The sequence below is a fragment of the Streptomyces sp. NPDC089919 genome (genome assembly GCF_040684615.1).
Taxonomy (GTDB): Bacteria; Actinomycetota; Actinomycetes; order Streptomycetales; family Streptomycetaceae; genus Streptomyces.
This window is the reverse complement of the sequence record NZ_JBFBGK010000052.1, coordinates 37,770-53,836: the sequence shown is the minus strand read 5'-3', so window position 1 is coordinate 53,836 and position 16,067 is coordinate 37,770. Positions and strand designations below refer to the sequence as shown.

General features: G+C 75.3%; 13 protein-coding genes and 1 tRNA gene. 8 read left to right on the top strand and 6 right to left on the bottom strand.

Features of this window, described 5'->3' with window-relative positions; all coding sequences use genetic code 11:
• Positions 1 to 100: 100 nt before the first annotated feature.
• Positions 101 to 565 (bottom strand): GatB/YqeY domain-containing protein, encoded by a 465-nt coding sequence (locus AB0O40_RS21385; protein ID WP_365043804.1) that lies wholly within the window; start codon positions 563 to 565, stop codon positions 101 to 103.
• A 66-nt stretch (positions 566 to 631) separates the two neighbouring features.
• Here AB0O40_RS21385 and AB0O40_RS21380 point away from each other — a divergent pair, with 66 nt between their 5' ends.
• The 6 genes from AB0O40_RS21380 (at position 632) to AB0O40_RS21355 (ending at position 7,354) form a co-directional block, all read left to right on the top strand.
• Positions 632 to 1,570 carry a metallophosphoesterase gene (locus AB0O40_RS21380; protein WP_365043801.1) on the top strand — a complete coding sequence of 313 codons (939 nt, stop codon included), beginning with the start codon at positions 632 to 634 and terminating at the stop codon, positions 1,568 to 1,570.
• Between the two features lie 100 nt (positions 1,571 to 1,670).
• Positions 1,671 to 1,744 (top strand) — tRNA-Pro (locus AB0O40_RS21375).
• 73 nt (positions 1,745 to 1,817) lie between these two features.
• A complete protein-coding gene (gene cseB, locus AB0O40_RS21370; RefSeq protein ID WP_365043813.1) occupies positions 1,818 to 2,579 on the top strand; it encodes a two-component system response regulator CseB in 762 nt (253 codons plus the stop codon).
• A complete protein-coding gene (locus tag AB0O40_RS21365; protein ID WP_365043799.1) occupies positions 2,576 to 3,841 on the top strand; it encodes a HAMP domain-containing sensor histidine kinase in 1,266 nt (421 codons plus the stop codon). Before cseB ends, AB0O40_RS21365 begins: the two co-directional genes overlap by 4 nt.
• 133 nt (positions 3,842 to 3,974) lie before the next feature.
• A complete protein-coding gene (locus tag AB0O40_RS21360; RefSeq protein ID WP_365043796.1) occupies positions 3,975 to 4,742 on the top strand; it encodes an ABC transporter ATP-binding protein in 768 nt (255 codons plus the stop codon).
• Positions 4,743 to 4,789: 47 nt separating this feature from the next.
• The gene (locus AB0O40_RS21355; RefSeq protein WP_365043793.1) at positions 4,790 to 7,354 is read left to right on the top strand and encodes an FtsX-like permease family protein; all 2,565 of its coding nucleotides are present in this window, start codon (positions 4,790 to 4,792) and stop codon (positions 7,352 to 7,354) included.
• A gap of 13 nt (positions 7,355 to 7,367) precedes the next feature.
• Here AB0O40_RS21355 and AB0O40_RS21350 read toward each other — a convergent pair whose 3' ends face one another.
• The 3 genes from AB0O40_RS21350 to codA all read right to left on the bottom strand — a co-directional run bounded on the left by AB0O40_RS21350 (position 7,368) and on the right by codA (position 11,555).
• Positions 7,368 to 9,503: a bifunctional polysaccharide deacetylase/glycosyltransferase family 2 protein gene (locus AB0O40_RS21350; protein ID WP_365043790.1), complete on the bottom strand. Its 2,136-nt coding sequence runs from the start codon at positions 9,501 to 9,503 to the stop codon at positions 7,368 to 7,370.
• 48 nt (positions 9,504 to 9,551) lie between these two features.
• The gene (locus AB0O40_RS21345; protein ID WP_365043787.1) at positions 9,552 to 10,100 is read right to left on the bottom strand and encodes a hypothetical protein; all 549 of its coding nucleotides are present in this window, start codon (positions 10,098 to 10,100) and stop codon (positions 9,552 to 9,554) included.
• Between the two features lie 114 nt (positions 10,101 to 10,214).
• Positions 10,215 to 11,555: a cytosine deaminase gene (gene codA / locus AB0O40_RS21340; protein WP_365043784.1), complete on the bottom strand. Its 1,341-nt coding sequence runs from the start codon at positions 11,553 to 11,555 to the stop codon at positions 10,215 to 10,217.
• A gap of 38 nt (positions 11,556 to 11,593) precedes the next feature.
• Between codA and AB0O40_RS21335 the strand changes: the two genes are divergently transcribed.
• Positions 11,594 to 13,378: a prolyl oligopeptidase family serine peptidase gene (locus AB0O40_RS21335; RefSeq protein WP_365043781.1), complete on the top strand. Its 1,785-nt coding sequence runs from the start codon at positions 11,594 to 11,596 to the stop codon at positions 13,376 to 13,378.
• Between the two features lie 42 nt (positions 13,379 to 13,420).
• Positions 13,421 to 14,206 (top strand): SURF1 family protein, encoded by a 786-nt coding sequence (locus AB0O40_RS21330; RefSeq protein ID WP_365043778.1) that lies wholly within the window; start codon positions 13,421 to 13,423, stop codon positions 14,204 to 14,206.
• Between the two features lie 11 nt (positions 14,207 to 14,217).
• On the opposite strand, the gene AB0O40_RS21325 is transcribed toward AB0O40_RS21330, so the two are convergent.
• Positions 14,218 to 15,330: a hypothetical protein gene (locus AB0O40_RS21325; RefSeq protein WP_365043776.1), complete on the bottom strand. Its 1,113-nt coding sequence runs from the start codon at positions 15,328 to 15,330 to the stop codon at positions 14,218 to 14,220.
• A 56-nt stretch (positions 15,331 to 15,386) separates the two neighbouring features.
• Positions 15,387 to 16,019, bottom strand: coding sequence for a SigE family RNA polymerase sigma factor (locus tag AB0O40_RS21320; RefSeq protein ID WP_365043773.1), 633 nt, complete (start codon positions 16,017 to 16,019; stop codon positions 15,387 to 15,389).
• Positions 16,020 to 16,067: the final 48 nt, after the last annotated feature.

Sequence of the window (16,067 nt, the reverse complement as noted above, 5' to 3'; positions counted from 1 at the left end):
TCCCCCTGTGGGGGGTGGCGGTGGGGGGTGCGGCTTTCGTCACCTCCGGGGGGGGGGGGGGCCCCCCCCCCCCCCCCCCCTCTCCCGTGTCCTGCGTGCGTCAGCCGGCCAGCAGCTGCTTCACGACGGCGGCCACCCGGCCGCCCTCGGCCAGCCCGGCCACCTTCGGGTTCACGATCTTCATCACGGCACCCATCGCGCGCGGGCCCTCGGCGCCGGCGGCCTGCGCCTCGGCGACCGCACCGGCCACGATCGCGGTGAGCTCGTCGTCGCTCAGCTGCTTGGGCAGGTACTCGGCCAGCACTTCGCCCTCGGCGCTCTCGCGCGCGGCCTGCTCGGCCCGGCCGCCCTGCGCGAAGGCGTCGGCCGCCTCGCGGCGCTTCTTCGCCTCCCGGGTGATCACCTTGAGGACTTCGTCGTCGGAGAGCTCGCGCGCCACCTTGCCCGCGACCTCCTCCTTCGTGATCGCGGCGAGGGTCAGGCGGATGGTGGCCGAGCGGAGCTCGTCACGTGCCTTGATGGCGGTGGTGAGGTCTTCCTGCAGCTTGGACTTGAGCGTGGTCATGGGTCGAGTCTGCCAGGTGACGGCCGGGCGGCGCCCGTCGGTTTCGGCGTCTGCGACGATGGGGGCATGCGCGCGCGTTACGGAATCCCGCTGAAGGTCACCGCCGGAATCGCCGCCGTGGGGGCGGCCGGAGTGGCGTACGCCGCCGGCTTCGAGGCGAGGTCCTTCCGGCTGCGCCGGGTCACCGTGCCCGTCCTCCCCAGAGGGATGCGTCCGCTGCGGGTGCTCCAGGTCTCCGACATCCACATGGTCCGCGGGCAGGACAAGAAGCGCGCCTGGCTGCAGTCGCTGGCCGGGCTGCGGCCCGACTTCGTGGTGAACACCGGCGACAACCTCTCGGACACCGAGGGCGTGCCGGAGGTGCTGGACGCGCTGGGCCCCCTGATGTCCTTCCCGGGCGTGTACGTCTTCGGGTCCAACGACTACTACGGCCCCCGGCTGCGCAACCCCGGCCGCTACCTGATCGAGAAGGCCCAGGGCCGGCACGGCCTGAACGGCAACAAGCCGGTGGTCGGCGCCGTCCACAACCCGTGGGAGGACATGCGCGACGCCTTCGACGCGGCGGGCTGGGTGAACCTCACCAACACCCGCGGCCGGCTGAAGCTGCCCGACCTCGAGCTGGCCTTCACCGGCCTGGACGACCCGCACATCAAGAGGGACCGGTACGAGCACGTGGCCGGCGGGCCGGTGGCCGACGCGGACTTCTCGATGGCCGTGGTGCACGCCCCGTACCTGCGCACGCTCGACGCCTTCACCGCCGACGGATACCCGCTGATCCTCGCCGGGCACACCCACGGCGGGCAGCTCTGCATCCCCTTCTACGGCGCCCTGGTCACCAACTGCGACCTGGACACCGACCGGGTCAAGGGGCTCTCCCGGCACGAGCTCGCCGGCAACCGCTCCTTCCTGCACGTCTCGGCCGGCTGCGGCACCAACCGCTTCACCCCGGTCCGCTTCGCCTGCCCCCCGGAAGCCACCCTGCTGACGCTCACCGCGGCGGAATGACCCGGCGCCGGAGCCGCCCCGGAAACCGGATTTCGTCTCAGCGCGAGGGTCCGCTAAAGTAATCGATGTCGCCACGGCAGCAAGACCGCCCGGCGGCGATCGGGGTGTAGCGCAGCTTGGCAGCGCGCTTCGTTCGGGACGAAGAGGTCGTGGGTTCAAATCCCGCCACCCCGACTTCGTAAGACCAGATCAGGGGCCTGATCCACTCAGTGGATCGGGCCCCTGAGTGGTTTCCGGAACAGGAGTGATCCCCTTGTCCGCAGCCGACCCCGCTGCCGCTCCGCCCGTGCGCGTCCTGCTGGTGGAGGACGACGAGCTGATGCGCCGGTCGTTCGCCGTCGCCCTGGAGCGGTACGGGTACGCGGTGCGGGTCGCGGCGGACGGGCTGACCGCGCTGGAGACCTTCCGCGAGGAGCCCTTCGACCTGCTGGTCCTGGACGTGATGCTGCCCGGTCTGGACGGCATCGGGCTGTGCCGCCGGGTCCGGGAGACCAGCCTCGTACCAGTGCTGATGATGTCGGCGCGCGGTGACGGGCTGGACGTGGTCGCCGGGCTGGAGGCCGGCGCGGACGACTACGTGGTCAAGCCGGTGGACACCTTCGTGCTGGTGGCCCGGATCCGTTCGCTGCTGCGCCGGGCGACGTACCCGCCCGCGCCGGCCGGCGGTCCGGAGCCGGCGGGCGGCCCGGAGCCGGCGGCCGGGTCCGCACCCGCCGGCGACGAGGGGCTGCTGGTCTTCGGGGACCTCACCCTCGACACCGGGGGCATGGTGGTGACCGTCGGCGGTGCCCCGGTGGCCCTCACCCCGACCGAACTGAAGCTGCTGCTCGAGTTCGCCGCCCACCCGGGCATCGTGCTGGAGCGCCACACCCTGCTGCGCAACGTCTGGGACTACGGCTGGGACGGCGACAGCCGGGTGGTGGACCTGTGCGTGCAGCGGCTGCGCAAGAAGCTGGGCCGGGACCGGATCGAGACGGTCCGCGGCTTCGGCTACAAGCTCCGCCGATGAGGCCCGCCGACCGCCCGGGCCGGCTCCGGCCCTCCCGGCTCCCGCTGCGCTGGAAGATCGCCGCGTTGGCCGCGGGCACCGCCTGCCTGGTGGCGGCGACCGTCGGGGTCCTCGTCCACCTGTGGACCGCGGACGACATCCGCAGCCGGGCCGAGGGCGACGCCTTCAACGGCGTGTACGCGGCCATGGACGTCTACCGGCGGACCGGCACCCTGACGGACGGGGCCCGGCTCGACCCGCCGGACCTGCCCCTCGCCCTCCGCAACCCGGCGGACGGGGCCCGGCACACGGCCTGGGACGGGCGCGTCGACGGGAACACCGGGCCGACCGCCTGGGCCGCGCAGCGGACCGGCGGGCCCGGCAGCCCCGTGCTGGCCTTCGAGGTCAACACCAACCCGCAGCGCTACGGCCTGCGCCGGCTCGACCGGGCCATGGCGGTGTCCTCCCTGGTCGCGCTGGCCGCGGCGGTCCCGGTGGCGGTCCTCGCCGCCGGGCTGACGGTCCGTCGGCTGCGCCGGGTCTCGGAGACCGCCGGCCGGATCTCGGCCGGGGACCTCGACGCCCGGACCGGCCCCGACGCGGGCGGCGACGAGGTCGCCGAGATCGCCGCCACCGTCGACCTGATGGCCGACAGCCTGGGCCGACGGCTGCGGGCCGAGCGGCAGTTCACCGCGGACGTGGCGCACGAGCTGCGCACCCCGGTCGGCGGCCTGCTGGCCACCGCGGACCTGCTGCCGGCGGGCGAGACGGAGGACCTGCTGCGGGCCCGGGTCCGGGACCTGCGCGGCCTGGTGGAGGACCTGCTGGAGATCTCCCGCCTGGACGCGGGGGCGGAACAGCCGGTCAGCCACCTGGTGCCGCTGGGCGCGGTGGTGGCCGAGGCGGTGGCCCGCACCGGCCTCGACACGGAGGTCTCGCCGGGCCCGGACGACGCCGACGCCGGATCGCGGGTGGAGACCGATCCCCGGCGGCTCGAACGGATCGTGGCCAACCTGGTCGTCAACGCGCACCGGCACGGGGCCGGGCCGGTACGGGTCTCCGTCTCGGGGCGCACGGTCGTGGTGCAGGACCACGGGCCCGGCTTCCCCGCGGAGCTGCTGCGGGACGGGCCGCGGCGGTTCCACACGGGGGCGGCGGAGCGGGGTGGGGGCCATGGCCTCGGCCTGACCATCGCGCTGGGCCAGGCCCGGCTCCTGGGCGCCGACCTCAGCCTGGCCAACGCCCCCGACGGCGGCGCCCGGGCCACCCTCCGGCTCCCCTGACCGATCGCCCCCGGGCCCCACGGGGACGGGCGTCGATACACAGTGGAGCCCCTGTCGATACACGGTGGTTCAAGGGGCGATACGTCGGGCGGAGAGCGTGGGGCGGTACGCATCCGCCGTCCGAGGAGCTTCTGTGATCGCCGATCCGTTCGTGCCGCGTCCGCGGGCCGCCGCTGCCGTCGAGGGGCTGACCAAGGTCTACGGGCGGGGGGACACCCGGGTCGTGGCGCTGGACCAGGTCGGGGTGGCCTTCGGGGAGGGCGAGTTCACCGCGATCATGGGGCCCTCGGGCTGCGGCAAGTCCACCCTGATGCACTGCGCCGCCGGGCTGGACTCCTTCGACTCCGGCTCCGTCCGCATCGGCACCACCGAGCTGGCCGCGCTCGACGACCGGCAGCTCACGGAACTGCGCCGGGACCGGATCGGTTTCATCTTCCAGGCCTTCAACCTGCTGCCGACGCTGACCGCCCTGGAGAACATCACGCTGCCGTCGGCGATCGCCGGCCGCCGCCCGGACCCGGAGTGGCTGGACCGGGTGGTCGCCATGGTCGGTCTCGGCCGGCGGCTGGACCACCGGCCGGGCCAGCTCTCCGGCGGACAGCAGCAGCGGGTGGCGGTGGCCCGGGCGCTGGTGTCCCGGCCCGCCATCGTCTTCGCCGACGAGCCGACCGGGAACCTCGACTCCCGGGCCGGCGCCGAAGTCCTCGGCTTCCTGCGGGACTCGGTGCGCGAACTGGGCCAGACCGTGGTGATGGTCACCCACGACCCGGTCGCCGCCGGCTACGCGGACCGGGTGGTCTTCCTCTCCGACGGCCGGCTGGTCGACGAGATGGCCCGGCCCACCCCGGACCGGGTGCTCGACGTGATGAAGACCTTCGACACCGTCACCCGCACCGGCTGAGACCCGTACCGGCCCGGCCCCACCACCCCACGTCCCGAAAGCTCCCCATGCTGCGAACCGCCCTGCGCAACGCCCTCGCGCACAAGGCCCGTCTGCTCATGACCGTGCTCGCGGTCTGCCTCGGCGTCGCCTTCGTCACCGGCTCCCTGGTCTTCGCCGACTCGACCACCGCCGCCTACCGCGCCGCCCTGTCCAAGGACTACGCGGACACCGCGGTCACCGTGAGCCCGAAGTCGTCTCCGCAGGGCCCCGCGGGCCCGGTGGTGAACGTCCTCGACGACGCGCTGGCCGCGAAGCTGGCGGCGGTGCCCGGGGTGGCCGCGGTCCGGCCCGTCGTCGACGGCTCGGTCACGCTCGCCGCCAAGGACGGCACGCCGCTGCGCGCCGACGAGATGATGGGCAAGCTGGCCGCCGGGTACGTGCCGGGCGCCGACGGCACCGACCCCCGCTACCCGCTGACCGCCGGCCGGGCCCCCCGGGGCGGCGGCGAGGTGGCCCTGGACCGCACCACGGCCGCCGCCGGGAAGTACCGGCTCGGCGACACCGTCGTGCTGGCCTCGGACGGCCCGGTGCTGCGCCTGAAGCTGGTCGGCCTGGTCGACTCCCGGGACAGCCGGGTGACCTCCGGCGGCACCCTGGCGGTCTTCGACCGGGCCACCGCGCAGAAGCTGTTCGCCGCCCCGGGCCGCTACACCGGGATCGACCTGGTCGCGGACCCGGGCGTCGGCCAGAGCGAACTGGCCGGGCGGGCCGCCGCCGTGCTGCCCGCCGACCGGGCCGAGACCACCACCGCCGGCGCGCTCGCCGCCCAGCAGTCCGTCTTCGTCGACACCAAGACCAAGAGCTACGCCCGGCTGCCGCTGCTCTTCGCGGTGGTCTCCCTCTTCATCGGCTCGTTCCTCATCGTCAACACCTTCACCATGCTGGTCGGCAGCCGGAGCCGGGAGATCGCGCTGCTGCGCGCCATCGGCGCCACCCGCCGCCAGGTGGTCCGCTCGGTGCTGGCCGAGGCCGCCCTGGTCGGCCTGGCCGCCGCCGCCCTCGGCTTCGTCCTCGGCCTCGGGGTGGCCGCCGCCCTGCCCGCACTGCTGGGCAGCACGGACGACCTGCTGCCCGCGGGGCCGCTGGTGATCGGGCCGACCGCGGTCCTGGCCGCGCTGGTGGTGGGCGTCGGGGTGACCGTCCTCGCGGCCTGGCTGCCGTCCCGGCGGGCGGCCCGGATCGCCCCGCTCGAGGCGCTGCGCAGCGTCGAGCGGCCACCGTCCGCGGTGGTGTCCCGGCTGCGGGGCGCGGTGGGCGGCGCGCTGCTGCTGCTCGGCGGCGGCCTGCTGCTGTCGCTGCGCGGTGCCGACAGCGCCACGGACGAGAACCTGCAGACCGCGCTGTTCGGCTGCGGGGTGCTGGTGACCGGCCTGCTCGTGCTGGCCCCGCTGCTGGCGGGACCGGTGGTCCGGCTCTTCGGCGCGGCCACCGGCCGGTTCGGCGTGGTGGCCGCGCTGGCCCGGCAGAACGCGCTGCGCGACCCGCGCCGGACCGCGGCCACCGCCGCCGCCCTGATGATCAGCACCGCGCTGGTCTCCGGTCTCGCCGTGGTCGGCGAGTCCTCCGGCCGGGCGCTGGACGCGCAGGCGGCGGCCGGGCTGCGCGCGGACTACGTGATCGGCACCCGCAACACCACCACCGCCGTGGACGCGCGGGCGCTGGCCGCGGTCGCCGCGGTGCCGGGCGTGGCGACCGCCTCCGCGGTGGCCGACTCCACCCTCTCCACCGGCGGGTCCGTCCGGGGCGTCTCCGGAGTCGACCCGAAGACCGTCGGCGAGGTCATGGCGCTGCACTTCACCAGCGGCTCGGCGCAGCGGCTCGGACCCGGCCGGATCGCCGTCTCCGAGGGCTTCGCCCGGGAGAACCGGCTCAGCACCGGCGCCCTCGTCCGGGCGTCCATCGGTCCGGGCCAGGGCGACCGCACCCGCTCGTACACGGTCGTCGGCGTCTACCGGGACAACCCCACCGCCCAGGACGTCCTCGCCGACCGGGCGGACGTCCAGCGGTACGGCTTCCTGCCCGGCTCGGTGCAGCGGATCCTGGTGCGCACCGGCGCCGACGCGCCCGCGGACCTGGCGGGCCGGCTGCGCACCGCGGTGGGCGGCAGCCCGCTGGTCAAGGTCCAGGACCGGGGGCAGCTCGTCGCCGAACAGGCCGGCACCGCCGGGGACCTGATCACCCTGGTCTTCGGACTGCTCGGCATCGGCGTGGTCATCTCCGCCCTCGGCATGGTCAACACGCTGGCCATGTCGGTCGCCGAACGCACCCGGGAGATCGGCGTGCTGCGCACGGTGGGCCTGGACCGGGCCGGGGTCCGGCGGATGATCCGGCTGGAGTCGCTGACCGTCGCCGGGTACGGCACCCTGCTGGGCCTGGCCGCCGGGGTGTTCGGGGCCTGGCAGGTCGGCGCCCTGGCCAACGGCGCCATCCCCCAGTACGCCTTCCGGCTGCCCTGGGGCACCCTGGTGCTGGTGGTGGTCCTGTCGCTGACCGTCGGCGCCGCCGCCGCGGCCCTGCCGGCCCGCCGGGCCGCGGCCCTCAGCCCGCTCGAGGCGGTCGCGCAGGGCTGAGGCGGGCGCGGCCTCAGCCCCGCGTCGGGGCCGGCACCTTGAGCGAGCCGTAGCGGTCCATCCGCTGCCAGCGCAGCCGGGTGCCGGCCAGCGCGGTGCACACCGACTGGATGACCACCAGGTACATCAGCTGCCGGTAGACGAACTGCTGGAGCGGCAGGCTCCACAGCGGGCCCGGCCGTTCCCCGTCCAGCCGGAAGGCGTACAGCCCCATCAGGACCTGGAGCAGCAGGAAGGCCGTCCACAGGCCGAGGATCCGCACGGGGTCGAGGAAGACCAGGCCGTAGACAGCGAACACGTCGACCACCGGGGCCAGCAGCGGCAGCAGGACCTGGAACACCAGCAGGTACAGCAGGCCCCGGCGGCCCAGCTTGCCGGACTGGCCGCCCTGGACGAGGGCGCCCCGGTGCTTCCACATCGCCTGGAGGGTGCCGTAGCACCAGCGGTAGCGCTGCTTCCACAGGGCGCCCAGCGAGGCCGGGGCCTCGGTCCAGGCCGTGGCCCGCTCCTCGTAGACCACCCGCCAGCCGTCCCGGCACAGGGCCATCGTGAGGTCGGTGTCCTCGGCGAGGGTGGTCTCGCTGACCCCGCCGACCCGCAGCAGGGCCGACCGGCGGAAGGCGCCGACCGCACCGGGCACGGTGGGCATGCACTCGGCGAGGTCGAAGAGCCGCCGGTCCAGGTTGAAGCCGACCACGTACTCGATGTGCTGCCAGCGGCCCAGCAGGCCGCCGCGGTTGACGACCTTGGCGTTGCCGGAGACCGCGCCGATCCGGTGGTCTGCGAAGGGCTGCACGATCATGCGGACCGCGTCGGGCTCGAAGACGGTGTCGCCGTCGACCATCACCAGCAGTTCGTGGGAGGCGGCGGCGATACCGGTGTTGAGGGCGGCCGGCTTGCCCGCGTTGGCCTGCCGGATCACCCGGACCCCGGGCAGCGCCAGGGCCTCGACCAGGTCGGCGGTGCCGTCGGTGGAGCCGTCGTCCACCACGACGACCTCCACCGGGTGGTCCGAGGCCAGCAGCGAGCGGACCGCCGCCTCGATGCCCGCGCTCTCGTTGTACGCCGGGACGATCACGCTGACCGGTTCGGTGACGGGGGCGCCCCACGGGCCGCGCCGGGTGCGCACGTGCCGGCGGGCCGCCAGGACCACCGCCGCGCCCCGCAGCACGCTGATCGCGCCCGCCGCCCACAGCAGCCAGGACAGCGCCGCCAGCGTCCAGTCGCTGACGCGCAGCACCCCGACGAAGGCGCTGCCCTTGACGTGGTCCACGGTCCCGGCCCGGCGTACCGGCGCGGGCGCGCCGACGGACCGGCTGACGGTGGTGAAGCGGAAGCCGCGGGCGCGGAGTTGCGGAATCAGCCGGTCGAGCGCGGCGACGGTCTGGGACCGGTCGCCGCCCGCGTCGTGCATGAGGACGATCTGCCCGGCCGTCCCCTTCGGGGTGGCGTCGGCGAGGATCCGCGCCACCCCCGGCCGCCGCCAGTCCTCGCTGTCCTGGGTGGTGAGGACGGTCAGATAGCCGTCCTCGCCGGCGTCCTGCACGGCCCGCCAGCCGGCGTCGTCCAGAGCTCCGTTGGAGGAGGAGTAGGGCGGGCGCATCAGCTGGGTGGTGACCCCGGTGGCCCCGGCGATCACCAGCTGGTTCTCCCGCAGTTCCAGGGCGCGGCGCCAGGGCGGTACCAGCCCCAGGTTGGCGTGGGTGAAGGTGTGGGCGCCGATCTCGTGGCCCTCGTCGACGATCCGGCGGGCCAGCTCGGGGTGGTCGACGACCTGGGCGCCGACGACGAAGAAGGTGGCCTTGACGCCGTGCCGCCGCAGCACGTCGAGGACCTTCGGGGTCCACTCCGGGTCCGGCCCGTCGTCGAAGGTGAGCGCGATGGTGCGGGGCCCGGGGCCGGAGGTCCGCTGCCGGGCGCCCTCGATGACCGGGCCGCCCCCGGCGACCTCGGCCGGGACGGACGCCGCGGGCCCCGCGCCGTGCACCGCGCCGTCGGCGGTCTTCCCGTACATGTGCCGGGTGTAGCCCTGCAGCAGCAGCGCTGCGGACAGGGTGACGACGAGGGTGCAGAGCAGCAGCCAGTGGGTGCGGACGGGGATGTCCCGGGCACTGACGGGCCGGCGGTCCTTCGACCGGTTCTTCGACACGGGGGATGCTTCCTGGCGGCTTGCGGGGTGGCGGGCGGCGGTACGGGATCAGCGCTGGGCGGGGCGCACCGGGTGGGAGGGGTGCGGCGGGTGGGAGGGGCGCGCGGTGGGCTTGCGGCTGCGGCCGGGGGCCGCCGAGGACTTGCCGCGCACCTTGCCGGTCGCGGTCGGGGCGCCGGTGGGGAAGGCGGAGGCGGTGGCGAGCGGGGCCACCGGGCCGGCGGAGGGACCCGGGCCGGCTTCGGGTGTCGCCCCGCCGCTCGGCCCGGCGGACCGGTCCGTGGCCCGGCCGCGGCCCGGCAGCACGGGCGCGGCCGGGCCGGGGGCGTCGGGGTCGGCCACCGCGGGCGGGTGGTGCGGCTGGTGCGCGCCGGGCGGGTCCGGCAGGAAGGGGACGCCCAGCGTGGGCCCGCCGAGCAGGGCGCTGACCACCAGGGCGAGGTAGCCGGCGGCCGGGACCACCAGCAGCCGGCCCAGCCGCTGGACCCGGCGCCGGCGCCGCCCGCTGAAGTCCACGAACACCGGCGGGGCGGGCTCGGGCCCGGGCTCGTCGTTCGTACCCGGCGGGGTGGCCAGGCGTCCTGACACGGGGGGCATGGGCGGGCTTCTCCACGGGGACGGCGGACGGGACGGACCGGCGGGAGTGGCCAATTCCCGCTCCCCTGCCGTACAGCGTCCGGGGCGCCCCAGCCGTCACACGCGCCCCGCCGCTCAGCCCCGGCCCAGCTCCCGCCAGGGTGCCGGGTCGCGGCGGCGGACGAAGTCCACCTGCTCGGCCGGCTCGCCCGGCCAGGTCAGCAGCGCGGGGGCCGGCGGGTTCTCGGCCACCACCCGGCCGTGGGAGACGACGTACCGGGGGCGGACCTGGCGGCGTACCGCGTCGAAGGGGGAATCGGCCGGCAGCAGCAGGAAGGAGGCCGGCCGCCCCTCCTCGATGCCGTACGCGTCGCCGAGCCCGAGCACCCGAGCCGCCCGGTCGGTGACCATCGAGAAGGCGGCGGCCACCTCCCGAGTACCCGTCAGGTGGGCCGCGTACACACCCGTCAGGGCGGTCTGGAGGGGGTTGCCGGTCCCCAGGGCGTTCCACGGGTCCATCACGTCGTCGTGGCCGAAGGCGACGTTGACCCCGGCGGCCAGCAGCTCCCGCACCTGGGTGAGGCCCCGCCGCTTGGGGTAGCCGTCGAAGCGGCCCTGCAGGCCCAGGTTGGCGAAGGGGTTGCAGACCAGGTTGATCCCGGACCGGGAGAGCAGCCGGGCCAGCTTGTAGCTGTAGGCGCCGTTGTAGGAGCCCATGGCCGTGGTGTGCGAGGCGGTGGCCCGCTCCCCCAGACCCGAGCGGAGCGCCAGCGCCGCCAGCACCTCCACGAACCGGGACTGCTCGTCGTCGATCTCGTCGCAGTGCGCGTCCAGCCGCAGTCCGGCCCGCTCGGCCAGCTCGAATGCGAAGTGCAGCGAGGCCACCCCGTCCTCGCGGGTGTCCTCGAAGTGCGGGATGGCGCCGACCACGTCGGCGCCCCGGCGCACCGCCTCGGCCATCAGCCGCCGCCCGTCGGGGAAGGACTCGATGCCCTCCTGGGGGAAGGCGACGATCTGGAGGTCCATCACCTCCCGCACCCGGTCCCGGACTTCGGCGAGGGCGTCCAGCGCGACCAGCGAGGGGTCGGTGACGTCGCAGTGGGTGCGCACGTGCAGCACGCCCTGCGCGGCCTGCCAGCGCAGCACCTCGGTGGCCCGGCCGACCACGTCCTCGCGGGTCAGGCTCCGCTTGCGCTCGCTCCAGCAGGCGATGCCCTCCCAGAGCGTGCCGGAGGTGTTCCAGCGCGGCTCGCCGGCGGTCAGCGCGGTGTCCAGGTGGATGTGCGGTTCGACGAACGGCGCCGTCAGCAGCGCGCCGTGGGCCTCGACGACCGTCCCCGCCGGCTGTGGCGGGGCCCCGGCGTCGTACGACAGGATCCGGGCGATCCGGCCGGCCTCGACCCGGACCTCTACCAGGTCCGGCGCGCACCGCCCGTCCCCGGTGTGCAGGCGGGCGCCCCGGACGATCATCTGCATGACGCCCACCCTACGACCGGGCCGGACAGAATGGGCGCATGAGCGATGACACCACCATGCCCGACTGGGAGAAGCGCTTCCGGGCCCCCCGGGTCGGCCTCCCGGAGTGGGCCGAGGACGCCCCGGACCGCAGCCTCTTCGTCTCCAACGCGACCGGCACGTACGAGCTGTACGCCTGGGACCGCACGAGCGGCGCGCAGCGCCAGGCCACCGACCGCCCCAACGGCACCACGGACGGCACCCTCTCCCCCGACGGCGAGTGGATCTGGTGGTTCTCCGACACCGACGGCGACGAGTTCGGTGTCTGGCTCCGGCAGCCCTTCGGCGGCGGCCCGGACGAGCCGGCCACGCCCGGGCTCGAGCCCTCCTTCCCGGCCGGGCTGGCCATCGGCCGGGACGGCACGGCCGTGGTGGGCCGCTCCACCGACGAGGACGGCTCCACCGTGCACGTCTGCCGGCCGGGGCGGGCCCCCGTGGAGATCTACCGGCACCGCGAGTCCGCCGGGGTGGGCGACCTCTCCCGGGACGGCACCCTGATCGCCCTGGAGCACACCGAGCACGGCGACGCGATGCACTCCGCGCTGCGGGTGCTGCGCACCGACGGCAGCCTCGTCGCCGAGCTGGACGACACCAAGGGCGGCACCGAGGAACTGGGCCTGGAGGTGCTGGGCTTCGCCCCGGTGCCCGGGGACACCCGGCTGCTGGTGGGCCACCAGCGGCGCGGCCGCTGGGAGCCGATGGTCTGGGACGTGGCGGCCGGCACCCAGCAGGACCTGGCGATCGAGCTGCCCGGCGACGTGAGCGCCGAGTGGTACCCGGACGGCTCGGCCCTGCTGGTGGAGCACAGCTACGAGGCGCGCAGCGAGCTGTGGCGCTTCGACCCGGCGACCGGGGAACTGACCCGGGTGGAGACCCCGGCGGGCACCGTCTCGGGCGCGACCGCGCGGCCGGACGGGACGGTGGAGTACCTGTGGTCCTCCGCCGCGCAGCCCTCCTCGGTGCGCTCCACGACCGGCGCGGTCGTGCTGAGCCCGGCCGGGCTGAAGGCGCCGGGCTCGGTGCCGGTGGAGGACGCCTGGGTGGAGGGGCCCGGCGGCCGGATCCACGCGCTGGTGCAGCGGCCCGAGGGCCCGGGCCCGCACCCGACGGTCTTCGAGATCCACGGCGGGCCGACCTGGCACGACAGCGACGCCTTCGCGGCCGGTCCGGCGGCCTGGCTGGACCACGGCTTCGCGGTGGTGCGGGTGAACTACCGCGGCTCCACCGGGTACGGCCGGGAGTGGACGGACGCGCTCAAGCACCGGGTCGGGCTGATCGAGCTGGAGGACATCGAGGCGGTCCGCGCGTGGGCGGTGGACTCCGGTCTGGCCGACCCGCGGCGGCTGGTCCTCTCCGGCGGCTCCTGGGGCGGGTACCTGACCCTGCTCGGCCTGGGCACCCAGCCCGAGGCGTGGGCGGTGGGCCTGGCGGCGGTGCCGGTGGCCGACTACGTCACGGCGTACCACGACGAGATGGAGACGCTGAAGGCGCTGGACCGCACGCTGCTGGGCGGCACCCCCGAGGAGGTGCCGGAACGCTTCGCCGCCTCCTCGCCGCTGACGTACGTCGACGAGGTCCGGGCGCCGGTCTACATCGCGGCCGGGGTCAACGACCCGCGCTGCCCGATCCGGCAGGTCGACAACTACGTGGACCGGCTGGCGGCCCGCGGCGCGGTCCACGAGGTGTACCGGTACGACGCGGGGCACGGCTCGCTGGTGGTCGAGGAGCGGATCAAGCAGCTGCGGATGGAGATCGAGTTCGCGCTGCGGCACCTGGCCCCCTGACCCGGGGACGGCGCACCGGTGCACCCCCCGTACCGTGGAGGGGTGCACCGGTTTCTGCTGACCCCGCGCTGGTGGGGGATCAACCTCTTCGTCGTGCTGGCCGTCCCCTTCTGCCTCTTCCTGGGGACCTGGCAGCTCGGCCGGTTCGAGGACCGCGTCGACAGCCACCGGGAGGCCACCGCCGAGCGGCCGGCCGCGGCGCCCGCGGCGGTGCCGCTGGACTCGCTGCTGCCGGTGGACAAGAACACCTCGGGACGTCTGGCGACGGTCAGCGGCACCTGGGCCGACCAGCTGCTGGTCCCCGAACGCACCCTGGACGGGCGCACCGGCTACTACGTCCTGACGCTGCTCAGGACGGACGCGGGCAAGGCCGTGCCGGTGGTACGCGGCTGGCTGCCGGGCACGGCCAGCGGCTCCGGTCCGGCCGCGCCGGCCGGCCGGGTCACCGTGACCGGGGAGCTGCAGGCCTCGGAGAACTCCGGCACCCGCGGGGTGCACGCGGAAGGCGGCCTGCCGGCCGGGCAGCTGGGCGTGATCGCAGCGGCCTCGCTGGTCAACCTGGTCCCGTACCCGCTGTACGACGCGTGGCTGACGCTGCCGGTGGCGAGCGGCGGGCTGACGCCGGTGCCGGCCGCGGCCCCCGCCAACACCGGGCTGGACCTCAAGGCCTTCCAGAACCTCGGCTACACCGGCGAGTGGTTCGTCTTCGCCGCGTTCGTGCTCTTCATGTGGTTCCGGCTGTACCGGCGCGAGGTGGAGGCGCTGCGGGACGAGCGGCTGGGCCTGGTCGAGCCGGCCGCCGCACCCTCCGGCGCGGCGGCCCCTTAGGACCGTCGGCCTCAGGCCTCCGGTGCGGGCAGCACGCCCGTGCGGTACAAGGTGCCGGAGCAGGCGTTGGGGATGCTCGCGGCGGCGGTCGGCGCGCCCGGCTCGGCCGTGTGCACGACCTGGAGCGAGGTGGACTCGGGGGCCGGCGGCTCGCCGCCGGTGTCGCCGTCGGGCTCGTCGCCGTCGAGCGGGTCCGGGTCGGTGGTGCCTTCGGTACCGCCGTCGGTGCCCGGGTCCGTGCCGCCGGCGCCGCCGTCCGGCGAGGCCGAGGTCTGCGGGGTCGGGCTGGGATCGGGGCAGGCCGCCGAGGGCACCCAGGCGAACCGCACCTCGTAGGCGGCGTTCGGGGTGAGCATCAGACCGGGCACCTCGGTGCCGGGGTCCGGCAGTCCGGCGGCCGGGTCGCCGGCCGTGTGGTCGAGGACGGTGACGGCCCGCTGGTCCCCCGTCAGCCCGGTGACCGAGCCGGCGCCCGCGACGGAGCAGCCGCTCTGCGAGACGTTGGTGATGCGGAAGGTGCCGTAGACCTTGCCCTCGGCGTCCGGGCTGCCGGTGTCCTGCACCGCCACCCCCAGCTGGTCGGCCTGACAGGCCGGGGTACCGGGGGCGGCCACCACGGGCGCATGGGTCCGGCCGTGGGTGCGGCCGCCGGTGCGGGTGCCGCCGTCCTCGTCGTCGCCGTCACCGCCGCCGGAGGCCCGGGAGTCGCCGTGGCCCTTGCCGTGCCGGTCCGGCTTCCCGCTCTTGTGGCCCTTGCCGCCCTTGTCCTTGCCGCCCGGGGCGGCGGTGGGGCGCAGGACGCCGGGCCCGGTGAGGTCGGGCCGGGTGGTGTCGCCGTCCTGGCCGGACCGGGCGTCCTCGCCGTGACCGGCCATCGCGGAGGCGCCGCTCACCTGGTCCGGTGTCTGCGCCACGCGAAAGAACGCGGGGAGGGCGACACCCGCCAGCAGCGCCGCGGCCGCGGCGCCGACCAGGACCTGACGCTTGCGGGCCCGCCGGGCCGGGACCGCGACCCGCAGCCGGTCCAGCGCGCCGTCCGAGGGCTCCAGGCCCTCGACCGCCCCCTGCAGCAGGCTCCGCAGGTCGAGTTCGTTACCGGGGCCGGGGCCGTCGGAGGCGTTCACACTCGCGCTTTCGCTCGGGTTCGGTTCCGGGGCCGGTGACGGTCCCTGGCGCTCGGTCATGACGGGTCCCCCATGGAGATGCGCAGGGCGGCGATGCCGCGGGAGCCGTAGGCCTTCACCGACCCCAGGGATATCCCCAGGGTCTCGGCGACCTGGGCCTCCGTCATGTCGGCGAAGTACCGCAGCACCAGCACCTCGCGCTGCCGCCGCTGGAGGCCCTTCATGGCCTTGATCAGGTCGTCGCGCTCGAGCTGGTCGTACGCGCCCTCCTCGGCGCTGGCCATGTCCGGCATCGGCTTCGAGAGGAGCTTGAGGCCGAGTATGCGGCGGCGCAGCGCGGAGCGGGAGAGGTTGACCACGGTCTGGCGCAGGTACGCCAGGGTCTTCTCGGGCTCCCGGACGCGGCTGCGCGCCGAGTGCACCCGGATGAAGGCCTCCTGGACCACGTCCTCGCAGGAGGCGGTGTCGTCGAGGAGCAGCGCGGCGAGACCGAGCAGCGAGCGGTAGTGCGCCCGGTACGTCTCGGTCAGGTGGTCGACGGTGGTGCCGGCGGCCACGGCGTCCTCGGCGCTCTCACGCGGGGACGGCACGAAACCGGTTCGCACGGACGGTACGGGTGCCATCACCGGCATCCCGCCGGGTACGCGGACGCGCCGCGGCGGCGCGATGATCGCGCTGCGCACGGACATGACTGGAATGTCGAGGACCTCTGCCACGCCAGTTGGACACGCGTCCCC

Coding starts and splice junctions, on each gene's coding strand:
- AB0O40_RS21385 (WP_365043804.1), bottom strand. CDS start 565: ATGACCACGCTCAAGTCCAAGCTGCAGGAAGACCTCACCACCGCCATC.
- AB0O40_RS21380 (WP_365043801.1), top strand. CDS start 632: ATGCGCGCGCGTTACGGAATCCCGCTGAAGGTCACCGCCGGAATCGCC.
- AB0O40_RS21365 (WP_365043799.1), top strand. CDS start 2,576: ATGAGGCCCGCCGACCGCCCGGGCCGGCTCCGGCCCTCCCGGCTCCCG.
- AB0O40_RS21355 (WP_365043793.1), top strand. CDS start 4,790: ATGCTGCGAACCGCCCTGCGCAACGCCCTCGCGCACAAGGCCCGTCTG.
- AB0O40_RS21345 (WP_365043787.1), bottom strand. CDS start 10,100: ATGCCCCCCGTGTCAGGACGCCTGGCCACCCCGCCGGGTACGAACGAC.
- codA (WP_365043784.1), bottom strand. CDS start 11,555: ATGCAGATGATCGTCCGGGGCGCCCGCCTGCACACCGGGGACGGGCGG.
- AB0O40_RS21335 (WP_365043781.1), top strand. CDS start 11,594: ATGAGCGATGACACCACCATGCCCGACTGGGAGAAGCGCTTCCGGGCC.
- AB0O40_RS21320 (WP_365043773.1), bottom strand. CDS start 16,019: ATGTCCGTGCGCAGCGCGATCATCGCGCCGCCGCGGCGCGTCCGCGTA.